Here is a 14,300-nt window from a genome sequence, read left to right on the forward strand (position 1 = left end):
TTCACCGATAACAAGGAGCATTGGCATGACCAGCAACAACCCGCAAACCCGTGAGTGGCAAGCGCTCAGCAACGATCACCACCTGGCCCCGTTCAGTGACTTCAAACAACTGAAAGAGAAAGGCCCGCGGATCATCACCAACGCCAAGGGCGTGTACCTCTGGGACAGCGAAGGCAACAAGATCCTCGACGGCATGGCCGGCCTGTGGTGCGTAGCGATCGGTTATGGTCGCGATGAACTGGCTGACGCCGCTGCCAAACAGATGCGCGAACTGCCTTACTACAACCTGTTCTTCCAGACCGCGCATCCGCCTGCGCTGGAACTGGCCAAGTCGATTGCCGACATCGCGCCAGAAGGCATGAACCACGTGTTCTTCACCGGTTCCGGCTCCGAAGGCAACGACACCATGTTGCGCATGGTTCGCCACTATTGGGCGATCAAGGGCCAGCCGAACAAGAAAGTCATCATCAGCCGCAAGAACGGTTATCACGGCTCCACCGTGGCCGGCGCGAGCCTCGGCGGCATGACGTATATGCACGAACAGGGCGACTTGCCGATTCCGGGCATCGTTCACATTGCCCAGCCGTACTGGTTCGCCGAAGGCGGCGACATGACCCCGGACGAATTCGGCGTCTGGGCGGCCAATCAGTTGGAAGAAAAAATTCTCGAAGTCGGCGTCGATAACGTCGGTGCTTTTATTGCCGAGCCGATTCAGGGCGCCGGCGGCGTGATCATTGCGCCTGACACCTATTGGCCGCGCGTGAAGGAAATCCTCGCCAAGTACGACATCCTGTTCGTGGCGGACGAAGTGATCTGCGGTTTCGGCCGTACCGGTGAGTGGTTCGGTAGCGATTTCTACGACCTCAAACCGGACATGATGACCATCGCCAAAGGCCTGACCTCCGGCTACATCCCCATGGGTGGCCTGATCGTCCGTGACTCGGTGGTTGCAGTGCTCAACGAGGGCGGCGATTTCAACCACGGCTTCACTTACTCCGGTCACCCGGTGGCGGCGGCTGTAGGCCTGGAAAACATCCGCATCCTGCGCGACGAAAAAATTATCGAGAACGTCCGCGACAAAACGGCACCGTATTTGCAGAAACGTCTGCGGGAGCTGAACGATCACCCGTTGGTGGGGGAAGTGCGCGGGGTCGGTCTGCTGGGGGCCATCGAGCTGGTGCAGGACAAGGCCACTCGCAAGCGTTACGAAGGCAAGGGCGTCGGCATGATCTGCCGCCAGTTCTGTTTCGATAACGGCCTGATCATGCGCGCCGTGGGCGACACGATGATCATCGCGCCGCCGCTGGTGATCACCGAGGCGGAAATCGATGAGTTGCTGACCAAGGCGCGCAAGTGCCTGGATCTGACCCTGAGTGCATTGCAGGGCTAAGTGCTAGGCTCTGAGCGCAGGCAACTGTCGCTCGGAGCCGCCAGAAACGTCGGCCTTTCCTTGAAAGTCCGCCCCGGATCTTGCCAGACTAGTCGCGGTTCCCGTTGTCCGGTTTCGGTCGCAGAACACAGTGGTTCAAAAAAGAAAAATTTGGAGCATTAACGCATGAAGGCATTAGGCAAAAAGCTTGCTGGCAAGACTCTCCTCGCCATGTCCCTGATGGGCGTGATGGCGGGAGCGGTTCAGGCGGATGACAAGGTGTTGCACGTCTATAACTGGTCCGACTACATCGCGCCGGACACCGTTGCCAAGTTCGAGAAAGAGACAGGCATCAAAGTCGTTTACGACGTTTTCGACAGCAACGAAACGCTGGAGGCCAAACTGCTGGCCGGCAAATCCGGTTACGACATCGTGGTGCCGTCCAACAACTTCCTGGCCAAGCAGATCAAGGCGGGCGTTTATCAGGAACTGGACAAGTCCAAGCTGCCTAACTGGAAAAACCTCGACGAAGATCTGCTCAAGGCGGTTGGCGATGCCAGCGACCCGGGCAACAAGCACGCCTTCCCGTATATGTGGGGTTCGATCGGCATCGGTTACAACCCGGAAAAGGTCAAGGCTGCCTTGGGCATCGACAAGATCGACTCCTGGGACATCGTGTTCAAGCCTGAAAACATCGAGAAGCTGAAAAGCTGCGGCGTGAGTTTCCTCGACGCACCGACCGAAATGATTCCTGCGGCCTTGCACTACCTGGGCAAGCCGACCAACAGCAAAGACAAGGCTGACCTGAAAGCCGCCGAAGACCTGTTCCTCAAGGTGCGTCCATCGGTGGCCTACTTCCACTCCTCCAAATACATCTCCGACCTGGCCAACGGCAACCTGTGCGTCGCCGTGGGTTACTCGGGTGATCTGGAGCAGTCCAAGACGCGTGCCCAGGAAGCCGGGGACAAGGTCAAACTGGCCTACACCATTCCTAAAGAAGGCGCGGGGACTTTCTACGACATGGTTGCCATTCCAAAGGATGCCTCCAACGTCGAAGCGGCCTACAAATTCATGAATTACCTGCTGCAACCGGAAGTGATGGCCGAGATCACCAACGCCGTGCGGTTCCCGAACGGCAACAAGGCCGCCACGGCGCTGGTGGACAAAGACATCACCAGCGATCCGAGCATCTACCCTTCGGATGAAGTGAAGAAACAGCTCTACGCGATCAGTGACCTGGATGCAGCAACCCTGCGCCTGATCACCCGCAGCTGGACCAAGATCAAATCCGGTAAATAAGCCGGTTTGAGGCTGCAACCGTTGGCCGTCGCCATTGCGACGGCGGCCAGCGGAACAATTAAATGACAGAAAGTTTTGCTGGATCGGTTTTTCGAGGGTAAGTTGCGCGCCGGTTTTGTTGCCGGGCAGCCACGGCTGTCATGCAGCGCGGGCAACTTGGGCCCAACTAATTTAGAGGACCTCCACTTGCCTATTTTTTCTTCGTTGCGCAATGCCCTGCTGGCCACTGCCGGCCTGACCATCGCTGTCGGTGCCCAGGCTGCCGGCACCGTGCATATTTATAACTGGTCGGACTACATCGGCGAGACCACCCTGGCCGACTTCCAGAAAGAGACCGGGATCAAACCGGTCTACGACGTGTTTGATTCCAACGAGACCCTGGAAGGCAAGCTGCTCGCCGGGCGCACCGGTTACGACGTGGTCGTCCCGTCGAACCATTTCCTTGGCAAACAGATCAAGGCTGGCGCGTTCCAGAAGCTCGACAAGTCGCAGCTGCCGAATTATTCCAACCTCGACCCGGTGCTGCTCAAGCGTCTTGAGCAAAACGATCCGGGCAACCTGTATGCCGTGCCATACCTGTGGGGCACCAACGGCATCGGTTACAACGTCGACAAAGTCAAAGCCGTGCTCGGCGTCGACAAGATCGATTCCTGGAGCGCGGTGTTCGAGCCGGAAAACATCAAGAAACTACAAAGCTGCGGCGTGGCGTTCCTCGATTCCGCCGATGAAATGATGCCCACCGTGCTCAATTACATGGGCCTGGATGCCAACAGCACCCATCCCGCCGATTACAAAAAGGCTGAAGCCAAGCTGCTCGCCGTACGGCCTTATGTGACCTATTTCCATTCCTCGAAATACATCGCGGATCTGGCCAACGGCGACATCTGCGTGGCCATCGGTTTCTCCGGCGACATCTTCCAGGCGAAGAACCGTGCGGATGAAGCGAAGAAGGGCGTGAACATCGCCTACTCGATTCCGAAAGAAGGCGGCGCGCTGTGGTTCGACATGCTGGCGATCCCCAAGGATTCGAGCAACGTCAAACAGGCTCACGCGTTCATCAACTATTTGCTGAAACCTGAGGTAATCGCCCAGGTCAGTGATTACGTCGGTTACGCCAACCCGAACCCGGCTTCGGACAAATTGATGGAGCAATCCATTCGCACCGACGAATCGGTTTACCCGCCGCAGGCCGTGCTCGACAAGACCTACGTGTCGATCGAATTGCCGCCGAACATTCAGCGTTTGATGACCCGTAGCTGGACCAAGGTCAAGACGGGCAAATAAAGCACAAACTATCCTGGGTTCGTCAGCATTTGGGCGAACTGCACTCTTTTTTCTGGGAGTTTCGTAAATGGCAGTTGCCTCCGGCGCCTACAAGAAAGCCCTCGAGGGCGACCAGACACCTAAACAGGTGTTGGTCAAAATCGACCGGGTCACGAAGAAGTTCGACGAGACGATTGCCGTGGACGACGTGTCCCTGGAGATCAAGAAAGGCGAGATTTTTGCCTTGCTCGGCGGCTCGGGATCGGGCAAATCCACCCTGCTGCGCATGCTCGCAGGGTTTGAACGGCCCACGGAGGGGCGCATTTTTCTCGACGGCGTCGACATCACCGACATGCCGCCGTACGAACGTCCGATCAACATGATGTTCCAGTCCTACGCCTTGTTTCCGCACATGACCGTGGCGCAGAACATCGCCTTCGGCCTGCAACAGGACAAGATTCCCAAGGCTGAAGTCGACGCCCGCGTGGCCGAGATGCTCAAACTTGTGCAGATGAGTCAGTACGCCAAGCGCAAGCCGCATCAGTTGTCCGGCGGCCAGCGTCAGCGTGTGGCACTGGCGCGTTCCCTGGCCAAGCGTCCGAAGCTGTTGTTGCTCGACGAACCGATGGGCGCACTGGACAAAAAACTGCGCTCGCAGATGCAGCTCGAACTGGTGGAAATCATCGAGCGCGTCGGCGTGACCTGCGTCATGGTGACCCACGACCAGGAAGAGGCTATGACCATGGCCGAGCGCATCGCGATCATGCACCTGGGCTGGATCGCCCAGATCGGCAGCCCGATCGACATCTACGAAACCCCGACCAGCCGTCTGGTCTGCGAATTCATCGGCAACGTCAACATCTTTGAAGGCGAAGTGATCGACGACGCCGAAGGTCACGCCACCATCACCTGCAAAGACCTTGATCGTCAGATCTACGTCGGCCACGGCATCAGCACCTCGGTTCAGGACAAGTCGGTCACTTACGCGATCCGTCCGGAAAAACTGCTGGTCACCGCTGATCAACCGACCTGCGAGTACAACTGGTCCAGCGGCAAGGTGCATGACATCGCGTACCTCGGCGGCCACTCGGTGTTCTACGTCCAGTTGCCGAGCGGCAAACTCGTGCAGTCGTTCGTGGCCAACGCCGAACGTCGCGGCGCGCGGCCGACCTGGGGTGATCAGGTTTACGTGTGGTGGGAAGACGACAGCGGCGTGGTACTTCGCTCATGAACATGCGCAAATTCAAACGCCGCCTCAATCGAATAATTCCCGGTGGCCGCCAACTGGTCATCGGGGTGCCGTTCATCTGGCTGTTCCTGTTCTTCATGCTGCCGTTCTTCATCGTCTTGAAGATCAGCTTCGCCGAAGCCGACGTGGCCATCCCGCCGTACACCGAGATCTACACCTTCGCCGAGCAGAAGCTGCAATTGCTGCTGAATCTGGGCAACTATGCGTTGCTGGCGGGTGACGAGTTGTACATCGCCGCGTACCTCGGCTCGCTGAAAATGGCGTTTATCAGCACGGTGTTGTGCCTGCTGATCGGCTACCCGATGGCCTACGCCATCGCCACCGCCCGTAAAGAGATGCAAACGGTGCTGGTGCTGCTGATCATGATGCCGACCTGGACCGCGATTCTGATTCGCGTGTATGCGTGGATGGGCATCCTCAGCAACAACGGCCTGCTCAACGGTTTCCTGATGAGCATGGGCCTGATCGACGAGCCGCTGCAGATTCTCAACACCAACCTTGCCGTGTACATCGGCATCGTTTATTCGTACCTGCCGTTCATGATCCTGCCGCTCTACGCCAACTTGGTGAAGCACGATCACAGCCTGCTGGAAGCGGCGTCGGATCTCGGTTCGAGCACCTTCAACAGCTTTTGGAAAATCACCATTCCGCTGTCCAAAAACGGGATCATTGCCGGCTGCATGCTGGTGTTCATTCCGGTGGTGGGCGAGTTCGTCATCCCGGAACTGCTCGGCGGTCCGGAAACCCTGATGATCGGTAAAGTGCTCTGGCAAGAGTTCTTCAACAACCGTGACTGGCCGGTGGCGTCCGCCCTGGCGGTGGTGATGCTGGCGATCCTGATCGTGCCGATCATTTTGTTCAACCGCAGTCAGGCCAAGGAAATGGAGGGTAAAGAATGAAGCGCATCCGTTTCTCCAGCCTGATGCTGGTCATCGGCCTGTTGTTCATCTACTTGCCGATGCTGATCCTGGTGATCTACTCGTTCAACGCCTCGAAACTGGTGACGGTGTGGGGCGGCTGGTCGATCAAGTGGTACGTCGGCCTGCTCGATAATTCGCAACTGATGGGCTCGGTGGTGCGCTCGCTGGAAATCGCCTGCTACACGGCGGTGGCGGCGGTGGCGCTGGGTACATTGGCGGCGTTCGTGCTGACCCGCATCACCCACTTCAAGGGCCGCACGCTGTTCGGTGGCCTGGTCACCGCGCCGCTGGTGATGCCCGAAGTGATCACTGGTCTGTCGTTGTTGCTGCTGTTCGTGGCCATGGCGCAGATGATCGGCTGGCCGCAGGAGCGCGGCATCGTCACCATCTGGATCGCCCACACGACGTTCTGTGCGGCGTATGTGGCGGTGGTGGTGTCGGCGCGACTGCGTGAGCTGGACCTGTCGATTGAAGAAGCGGCAATGGACTTGGGGGCGCGGCCGTGGAAGGTGTTCTTCCTGATCACCATCCCGATGATCGCGCCGTCGCTGGCGGCGGGCGGCATGATGTCGTTCGCCCTGTCGCTGGATGACCTGGTACTGGCGAGCTTCGTGTCCGGCCCGGGTTCGACAACCCTGCCGATGGAAGTGTTCTCGGCGGTGCGTCTGGGCGTAAAGCCTGAGATCAACGCCGTGGCGAGCCTGATTCTGCTGGCGGTGTCGATCGTGACATTTCTGGTCTGGTACTTCAGCCGTCGCGCCGAAGAATCGCGCAAGAAAGCCATCCAGCAAGCCATCGAGGAAAGCGCCGCCGATTCGTGGAAGCAACCGGACGTGCGCCGGGCGCAAGCGCCGGATGCGGCGTAAGCCAACCCATGTGGGAGCGATCACGGCGTGAACGTGGCGTTGCAGGAGGCCAAGCGGCTGGGGCTGTTCACGCAACGCTCGGGCGGGCAATCGCAGTTCAGCCCGTTCCTCACGCCGCATGCCGAACCGACTTCGACGGTGGCAATGGTGCAGCTTTACGTGCTGGCCGATCTCACGGGTGACCTGACCAATGCGGATCTGGCGAATGCGGCGAACATGAGCGTGCGGAATTTTCCCGGGTGTTTGCGCGGGAGGTCAGGGTGACGCCGCAGCAGTTTCGGCAGAATTTTTCGTCGATGGTTTGAGACTTTGTGGTGTATGTGACGGCCTCATCGCTGGCAAGCCAGCTCCCACAGGTTTTCTGTTGTTCACGCAAATGTGCCCGACGCAAAACCTTGTGGGAGCTGGCTTGCCAGCGATGGGGCCAGTTCATACATCACAAATCTATTGGGTCACCCGCGCCGGCAGCAGCTTCAACGTACTGCGTGTATTCGCCGTCACTTCTTCATCGCTGAAATGCGCCTGCATGTACATCCCGTCGACATACGCCTCGGCCTGATCGTCATAGTGACGGTCGAACGGCACGCCGCTCTGGCCGACCGGGTTGATGGTCAGGCTGTGGGTCGGGTCGGCGAAATCAATCAGGCGCCGCGTCGATGGCCCATAGGTCACCGGCCACGGCGCCGGGCCGATCTTCGCCGAGAGGTTGTTCGGCACTTCATGGGAGCCGGGTACGGCAAACGGGCCGACGTTGAAAATCCGCTCCAACGGTTTCTGCTGCCCCAGCGGATGGGCGTGGGTCAGCGTATGGGCCTTGCCCCATTGCCATTGCGCGGCATCGTCGCCCAGCACCTGTTTCAGATGCCTCATGCTCGCCTGCCACGCGGTTTTCACTGTGTCGGCGCGGGTTTCTTTGGCCGGTGTGCTGCGATTGTCCCACCACGCTGAGTCGGCGCTCGCAGCCAAACGCGGCAGGGCTGAATCGATCACCCGGGTCGACAGCAGGGTTTCGAAGAAATCATTGCCCAGTTCATCGCGCATCGCCGCGTCGGCCAAGTCGTAGAGGAACTGGTTGAACACCGTCCCGCTGATCGAATCCAGCGGATAGTCGCCTTGCCATTTCGCCAGTTGCTCGACCAGTTTCAGCTCGGCGGGATCACTTGCGACCTCACGCAGCACCGGCAGCAATGGCGCAAGTGTGCGAGGGCCGTACGCGGTGGTGGTGCCCAGTTGCAGCTTCTGGCTGTTTTCCAGATCCCACTTGATGGCCTTGTCGCCGAGCTGACGATTGAGCTGTTGGCCGCGATCGGCGAGGTTGTAGTAACCGGGAATCTCCATGCCCGTCAGCGACAGCGGCTGGAAATTGGCCGAGACGATGTAGCCGCGCGCCGGGTTTTCCTCCTGCGGGTTGGCGCTGAACGGATAGAAACCGTCCTTGTCGGCATCGGTGGTGCTGCCGTCGAGGATGAACCACGGACGGACACCGGCCGGGCGCTTGGGCAACTGCGCGGCGGCCCACCAGCCGATATCACCCTTGGCGTTGGCCCAGACAATGTTCAAGCCCGGCGCCTGGACTTTTGCGGCAGCGCTGCGCGCCTTGACCAGGGTGTCGGCGCGATTGAGCTGGTAGAAGCCGTCGAGGATCGGATTCTCGCTTTCGAGGAATGCCCACCACATCGCAATCGGGGTTTTACCGGCGGCGGTGCCAAGGGCATCGTTGACGATCGGGCCGTGGGGTGACTGGCGCAGCGTCAGGGTGACCGGCGCCTGTCCTTTCACGGCGATTTGCTGCTCGCTGCTGACCATGTCCACCCACTGACCGCGATACCAGACCTGATTGGGGTTGTCCGGGTTGACCTTCTCGGCGATCAGGTCGAGGTCGTCATTCTGGAACATGGTGATGCTCCAGCCGAAGTCGCGGTTCATGCCCAGCGAGGCGAACGGCATCAGCGCCTGATAATGGCCGTAGAGTTCAAAGCCTGGTGCCGACAGCTGCGCTTCATACCACACCGACGGTGCGGAGAAGCGAATGTGCGGATCGCCCGCGAGCAACGGTTTGGCGCTTTTGGTGCGGCTGCCGGCGACGACCCAGGCGTTGCTGCCCTCGAACTGCGGCAGGCCATTGTCGGCCAGGGCCTGTTCGCTGAGACGGGCGAGGGCGTTGAGGTCTTTCCAGTCGCCGCTGGCGAGGGCCGGCGCGGCAGCGTTGTCCAGCACGCCTCTGGCCTGCCAGTCGAGATCGAACACCTTCAGGTAATCGGCGCCCAACTGATCGCGCACATAGGTCAGCAAGGGTTCGGTGCGAAACGCGGCGGCAAAACTGTAGGCCATGTACCCGGCGATGCTGATGGTGTCCTGTGCGGTGAACGGGCGCTTTGGAATGCCCAGCACGTCGAACTCCACGGGTTTGGCGTGGCTGTCCTGATATTGGTTGATGCCGTCCAGATACGCCTGCATGGCGATGAACGCCGGCGATTGTTGGTCGAGCTTCGCCAGGTAGGTTTCAGCGCGTTCGCGAATGCGCAGGCTGCGCATCAGCTTGTCGGTGTCGAGCAACTTCGGGCCGAGCACTTCTGCCAGCTCGCCACGGGCGAGGCGGCGCAGGACTTCCATCTGGAACAGCCGATCCTGGGCGTGGACATAGCCGAGGGCGCGGTAGAGATCAGGTTCGTTATTGGCGCGGATATGTGGAACGCCACGCTCGTCATAACGCACGGTGACGGAGCTTTGCAGATGTTGCAGTTGCATCGAGCCCTGACGCGTCGGTTGCTTGCTGTAAACGTACCAGCCACCCCCGGCGGCAATGGCGACTATCAGCAAACCGAGAACGGTCAGGCTACGTTTCATGATGATTCCTTGTTGTTTATGAATGACGGCTGTCCTGAGGCATCACTGTTTAACACGTCAGACCGGGTTGGCCCATCATCCCTAAGAGGGATTCATATTGCGGCGTTTTGCCTATTTCATCGGGTCGACAGGCCACGGGCAGTAACACCCTACCGCCAGTGTGTGGGTGGCACTCACTTCACGACCCTCGTTTAATGCTTGCAGGATCGGCTCGATAAAACTGTTACTGGCATTGCATGTCAGGCCTTCGCTGTAAGGCCCGAAATACGCCAGTTTGCCGCTGCGATCCCAGATCGCTACGGCCGGGCTGGCGGGAATTTGCTCGGAGCCAGGCAAGACGGCGACGGGTTTCAGATGGCTAAGGGTGGCGGGCAACTGGCCGTGGCTGCCGGGCTTCTGCACGGCGAAAAACTCCACACCCTTGGCACCGAACTGTTCAACCATTTCTGTGAGGTGCTGTTGATTGCCGACGTTGCACGGGCAGGCAGGATCCCAGAAATGCACGAGGCGGATATTGCCCGGGCCGGCGAGGTCGTCAGGCAGGCGCAGCGGATCACCGGAAAACACCGCCGTGTGTTCGCTGAAAGCGCGCAGGTAGCGACCCTGAAACCAGTCATAGGCCGCCCACAACACGCCGGCGCATACAAACGCGAGCAGGCCGGCAAACAGCGCGGTGCGGTAGGACGAACGCATGGTTTTTCAATCCTCGAAGGCCGGCTAGCTTGCCATGCTTGCCGCGACAGATGAATATCGCAGGCCGATAAAGTCCGTTTACCGCTTTGGAATGTCCTCATGTCTGCCAGTTTCGACCCCGATCATTTGCGCGCCAGCCTCAAGCCCTTGGCCGAATGGCAGCCGCTGTCGGTCGAGGCGCAGGCGTATCAGTGCTTCTATCGGATAGATTTTCCAGGGCGTGACATGTGGCGCGGCATGGGCCGTTTCGAAGTCGACGGTTATCAATTGGTCAGCCAGTGTTGGTGGCCGGAAAAGGTCAAGGGCACGTTGTTCCTGATCCATGGCTTTTACGACCACACCGGCCTCTATCGGCATGTGATCGAGTGGGCGCTGGATCAGGGCTTTGCCGTGGTCGCCTGCGATTTGCCGGGTCACGGATTGTCCAGCGGCGCGCGGGCGAGCATTCGTGATTTTGCCGAGTATCAGGACACCTTGCTGGGCCTGTTTGCTGAAGCGAACTCCATTGCGTTGCCGCAGCCGTGGCACCTGTGCGGGCAAAGCACCGGCGGGGCGATTGTGGTCGATCATGTGCTCAACCATGGCGTCGACAGTCCGGCTCAGGGTCAATTGATTCTGCTGGCGCCACTGGTGCGCCCAAGAGCGTGGGGTTGGTCGCAATTGAGTTATTACCTGCTGCGGCCGTTCGTGCGAGGCATTGCCCGGCGTTTCAGCGAGAACTCCAATGACCCGGACTTTTTGCCGTTCCTGCAGGCCGATCCGTTGCAGCCGCTGCGCCTGCCAACGGCGTGGGTGGGGGCGTTGAAGCGCTGGATCGGTCGAGTGGAAAGCGCGCCGAAGAGCCCGCGCCGGCCTCTGATCATTCAGGGCCAGGAAGACATGACGGTGGATTGGCGGCACAACCTGGAAGTATTGCGCGGCAAGTTTGATCGGCCGCAAGTGCTGCTATTGCCGACGGCGCGGCATCATCTGGCCAATGAGACGGTGGAGTTGCGTACGCAGTATTTCGAGTTTCTGAGCAAGCGGATCAAGGGCCGGAATCTCTAGCGTTTTTCCGGGCCTCATCGCTGGCAAGCCAGCTCCCACAGGGGGCTGCGGTGAATGCAGAATTTGTGAACACCACCGAACCTGTGGGGGCTGGCTTGCCAGCGATGGGGGTCTGTCAGCAACAAAATTACGGATTCAGGTTCGAGGTGCTTTGCCCCACCGCCAGCCCCGCCCGAATCGCCGCCAGCGCCGCCTGGTAGTAAGCCTTGCCCTCGGTGGATTCGGCAAAGGTCGCAAACTCTTCCAGCTCTTCGTCCGACAGATCGCGGTACACATACAACAAGGTGTTGTTCATGTCGGCGCCAATCTGATCCATCAATCGCTGGCGCTGCCCATTCAGCATGCCTTGGGCCTGACCACCACCGAGCAGGCCGGGAATCATCGAACTCAAACTGTCCGCCGCGACACCGGCAATCGCCAGGCTGACTTCGGCACCGGCCTCACGGGCGGGCAGGGCCTGAGCGAGATGGCCGATGATCAGCAGACGGCTGTCACTGGCCGGCATCTTCGGCAAGCCCTTGGCGTTTTTCGCCAATTGATCGCGACGGGTCGCCAGCAACTCGGCGGCGACGATTTTCTTGCCCAGTGGTGACTGGAAAAAGGCGAGGGCGGGTTTTGGGTCGGCGAGGTTCTGGCGCAGTTGCGCTTTGGCGCGCTGATCCATGGCTTGCGGCCCGAAGCGCTGATTGCTGTTGCTCACCAGGGCCTGGAACACCGCTGGCGGCAAGCTGTTCTGATAGCGCTGTTGCGCAGCACTCAAGGCATCGTTGAAATGCGCACGTTGTTCTGGCCAGCCGGCGACCGTGTACAACTGATCGTGGCCGTCCGCCCAGGCGGGCAAAACGCAGAACATCAACAGTGAAAAAAGCAAACGGCGCATAGGGACTCCTGTCAGCAGCCGACTATTCTCCGTGCGGTGCCGGTACTTGTCGAGAATTCGTATCAAGCCGCCATGCGGCTCTGTCGGATTTCCTGGCGCCGACATACTATGCGCGCCATGCCAATATCCTCTGAACACCCGCTGCTGTTACGCATTGTCGACGACCTGGCCGAACATGGCTGGTCGCAGCAGAACATCTTCCTGCCCCAGGATTTGACCCGGGCGTTGGCGGCCGAGTGCCGTAAACGTGATGCCGAGGGCGAACTGGCACCGGCGGCGGTGGGGCGCGGGCCGTTTTCAGAGATCCGCGAAGGCATTCGCGGCGATCAGATCCAGTGGATCGACCCCGGCGAGGCTGAGGCCAGCGACCGTTATCTGGGACTGATGGACAGCCTGCGCGAAGCGCTCAATCGCGGCCTGTTCCTCGGCCTGGAAGATTTCGAATGCCATTTCGCCCTCTATCCACCGGGGGCGTTCTACAAAAAGCACGTCGACCGCTTCCGCGATGACGACCGGCGCATGGTCTCGGCGGTGATCTATCTGAACGATGCCTGGCTGCCGGAGCACGGCGGTCAGTTGCGCATGTACCTGGAAAACGACCGCGTCTACGACGTGCAGCCGACCGGCGGCTGTCTGGTGGTGTTTCTTTCCGGTCAGGTGCCTCACGAAGTCATGCCCGCCACGCGCGAACGTTTGTCGCTGACGGGCTGGTTTCGGCGCCGTGGCAATGAGCCGTTCTGAGATGGAAAAGATTCTGGTCAGCCGCTGCCTGCTCGGTCACCGTGTGCGTTATGACGGCGGGGCGAGCGGGCCATTTGATCTGCTGGAGCAATGGATCCGCGAAGGCCGGGTCGTGCCGTTGTGCCCGGAAGTCGCCGGCGGTTTGCCGACGCCTCGCGCGGCGGCGGAGATTCCCGGCGGGCAGGGCGGTGAGGTGCTCGACGGATTGGCGTCGGTGATCACCACGGACGGCGAGGATGTCAGTGCGCAGTTTTTGTCTGGCGCACAACAGGCGCTCGAGTGGGTGCAACGGCACGGCATCCGGATCGCGGTGCTCAAAGCCAATAGCCCGTCCTGCGGCAACCGACAGACGTATGACGGGACGTTCAGCGGCGTGAAGGTCGGCGGCGAGGGGGTGACGGCTGCGTTGCTCAAACGCCATGGTGTGCAGGTGTTCAGTGAATTGGAACTGCCCGAAGCCGCCCAGGCTCTGGCCCAACTCGACTAGAGATTCACCACTACCCCCTGTGGGAGCTGGCAAGCCAGCTCCCACAGGTATTGTGGTTACTTCGGCTCGGTGAGCCACTTCTGCGTCAAGGCCTCCAGTCGGCCATCCGCCTTGATCCGCGCCAACGCGCTGTCCAGGCTCGCCTGAAACGCCGGATTGCCCTTCTGAAACGGAATCGCCAGATTCACCGGCTCGGAGGGTTTCGATTTTCCCTCGTTCAATGTCTGCACCAATACCATCGGCCGCTGCTGCGGTTCTTCATGGACAAACATTTGCGCATCAGCCTTGGTGTACGCCTCGCTGAAGGCGAAACGTTCCTTGAGTTCCGGGGTCAGTGCTATGTGATTGAGCGCGACGTCGTACTTGCCGCTTTCGACGCCCTGGAGCAAGTCGCCCGCATCGGTGACGATGAAGTCGGCGCGCACATCCAGCTCGGCGGCGAGCATCTGACCCAGCTCCACTTCAAACCCGGTGAGTTTGTCGCCTTCCTTGTAATTGAAGGGCGGTGTATTAGCCTCAAGGGCGATGCGCAGTTCGCCACGGTCGTTAATGTCGTCGATCAATTCGGCATGAGCCAGAGGACTCAAAAGGGGTAGCAGGCAGATCAGTCCAGGCAGAAAACGCATGGTCACTCCTTTG

General features: G+C 59.9%; 13 protein-coding genes and 1 pseudogene. 10 read left to right on the top strand and 4 right to left on the bottom strand.

From position 1 onward, the window contains the following. The first annotated feature begins 25 nt into the window (after positions 1-25). The 7 genes and pseudogenes from GIW69_RS09075 to GIW69_RS09105 all read left to right on the top strand — a co-directional run. A complete protein-coding gene (locus GIW69_RS09075; protein ID WP_236481882.1) occupies positions 26-1,390 on the top strand; it encodes an aspartate aminotransferase family protein in 1,365 nt (454 codons plus the stop codon). A gap of 165 nt (positions 1,391-1,555) precedes the next feature. Continuing rightward, positions 1,556-2,668, top strand: coding sequence for a polyamine ABC transporter substrate-binding protein (locus GIW69_RS09080; RefSeq protein WP_236481884.1), 1,113 nt, complete (start codon positions 1,556-1,558; stop codon positions 2,666-2,668). 186 nt (positions 2,669-2,854) lie between these two features. Beyond that, complete coding sequence (locus GIW69_RS09085; RefSeq protein WP_496570906.1) at positions 2,855-3,952, top strand: polyamine ABC transporter substrate-binding protein; 1,098 nt, start codon at positions 2,855-2,857, stop codon at positions 3,950-3,952. Between the two features lie 67 nt (positions 3,953-4,019). Beyond that, the gene (locus GIW69_RS09090) at positions 4,020-5,162 is read left to right on the top strand and encodes a polyamine ABC transporter ATP-binding protein (protein ID WP_236481886.1); all 1,143 of its coding nucleotides are present in this window, start codon (positions 4,020-4,022) and stop codon (positions 5,160-5,162) included. Continuing rightward, positions 5,159-6,079, top strand: coding sequence for an ABC transporter permease subunit (locus GIW69_RS09095; protein WP_268946522.1), 921 nt, complete (start codon positions 5,159-5,161; stop codon positions 6,077-6,079). The genes GIW69_RS09090 and GIW69_RS09095 overlap by 4 nt, the downstream gene beginning before the upstream one ends. Then, positions 6,076-6,966, top strand: coding sequence for an ABC transporter permease subunit (locus GIW69_RS09100; RefSeq protein ID WP_236481888.1), 891 nt, complete (start codon positions 6,076-6,078; stop codon positions 6,964-6,966). Before GIW69_RS09095 ends, GIW69_RS09100 begins: the two co-directional genes overlap by 4 nt. A gap of 18 nt (positions 6,967-6,984) precedes the next feature. Further along, positions 6,985-7,244, top strand: a pseudogene (locus GIW69_RS09105) (AraC family transcriptional regulator); the annotation flags it as partial. 166 nt (positions 7,245-7,410) lie between these two features. On the opposite strand, the gene GIW69_RS09110 reads toward GIW69_RS09105, so the two are convergent. Together GIW69_RS09110 and GIW69_RS09115 are read right to left on the bottom strand one after the other, a co-directional pair. Then, positions 7,411-9,813, bottom strand: a complete 2,403-nt coding sequence (locus tag GIW69_RS09110; protein WP_236481890.1) for a penicillin acylase family protein — start codon at positions 9,811-9,813, stop codon at positions 7,411-7,413. 111 nt (positions 9,814-9,924) lie between these two features. After that, positions 9,925-10,506, bottom strand: a complete 582-nt coding sequence (locus GIW69_RS09115) for a DUF6436 domain-containing protein (RefSeq protein ID WP_236481892.1) — start codon at positions 10,504-10,506, stop codon at positions 9,925-9,927. Positions 10,507-10,605: 99 nt separating this feature from the next. Here GIW69_RS09115 and bipL point away from each other — a divergent pair, with 99 nt between their 5' ends. Beyond that, a complete protein-coding gene (gene bipL / locus GIW69_RS09120; RefSeq protein ID WP_236481893.1) occupies positions 10,606-11,553 on the top strand; it encodes a phospholipase BipL in 948 nt (315 codons plus the stop codon). Between the two features lie 127 nt (positions 11,554-11,680). On the opposite strand, the gene GIW69_RS09125 is transcribed toward bipL, so the two are convergent. Next, positions 11,681-12,433, bottom strand: coding sequence for a DUF2059 domain-containing protein (locus tag GIW69_RS09125; protein ID WP_236481895.1), 753 nt, complete (start codon positions 12,431-12,433; stop codon positions 11,681-11,683). 108 nt (positions 12,434-12,541) lie between these two features. Here GIW69_RS09125 and GIW69_RS09130 point away from each other — a divergent pair, with 108 nt between their 5' ends. After that, on the top strand, positions 12,542-13,174 hold the full coding sequence (locus GIW69_RS09130; protein ID WP_236481897.1) for a 2OG-Fe(II) oxygenase: 633 nt from the start codon (positions 12,542-12,544) through the stop codon (positions 13,172-13,174). Position 13,175: 1 nt separating this feature from the next. Then, a complete protein-coding gene (locus GIW69_RS09135) occupies positions 13,176-13,661 on the top strand; it encodes a 2-thiouracil desulfurase family protein (RefSeq protein ID WP_236481934.1) in 486 nt (161 codons plus the stop codon). Positions 13,662-13,717: 56 nt separating this feature from the next. On the opposite strand, the gene GIW69_RS09140 is transcribed toward GIW69_RS09135, so the two are convergent. Further along, complete coding sequence (locus GIW69_RS09140; RefSeq protein ID WP_236481899.1) at positions 13,718-14,287, bottom strand: transporter substrate-binding domain-containing protein; 570 nt, start codon at positions 14,285-14,287, stop codon at positions 13,718-13,720. Between the last annotated feature and the right edge of the window lie 13 nt (positions 14,288-14,300).

It is taken from the genome of Pseudomonas syringae (assembly GCF_021605415.1).
Taxonomy (GTDB): Bacteria; Pseudomonadota; Gammaproteobacteria; order Pseudomonadales; family Pseudomonadaceae; genus Aquipseudomonas; species Aquipseudomonas syringae_S.